The organism is Agaribacillus sp. DX54, assembly GCF_056858335.1.
In genome coordinates, this window is the sequence record NZ_JBXEQE010000145.1 from 1 (window position 1) to 353 (window position 353).

General features: G+C 42.2%; 1 pseudogene. It reads right to left on the bottom strand.

The features are described 5' to 3' along the window. Positions 1-353, bottom strand: a pseudogene (locus tag AC04NP_RS30730) (transposase); the annotation flags it as partial.

A 353-nucleotide genomic window follows, 5' to 3' on the forward strand; every position in this document is an offset into this window, starting at 1 on the left:
CCCCATTCATTGGGCTTGTTTTCTTTACCTGTTTTGATGGTTCTGATATAGGGTTTGTGTAAAGAAACGATCCGGTCGGCAATTTTGGCCTTTGGATCAAGGGCTAGTTTTTGTTGCTGCATAAGCACCTTTTTGATGGTGCGAAGGTAATGACCTTGTAAATGGGTCAGCGTTAAGTTGGGATGGTCGTCAAGGACTTGCTGCAGTTGATCCAGGCCTTTCCTTAACAGGTAAAGTAAGGAGGTGTGACGTTTCCTTCCTTTTTTGTAAGACTTCTTGCGCAGTTTAAAATAAGTCTGTTGCTTACGTTTCTGGTCAATGAATTTGTTCCTGGGTCTTTTGATCTTCAATAG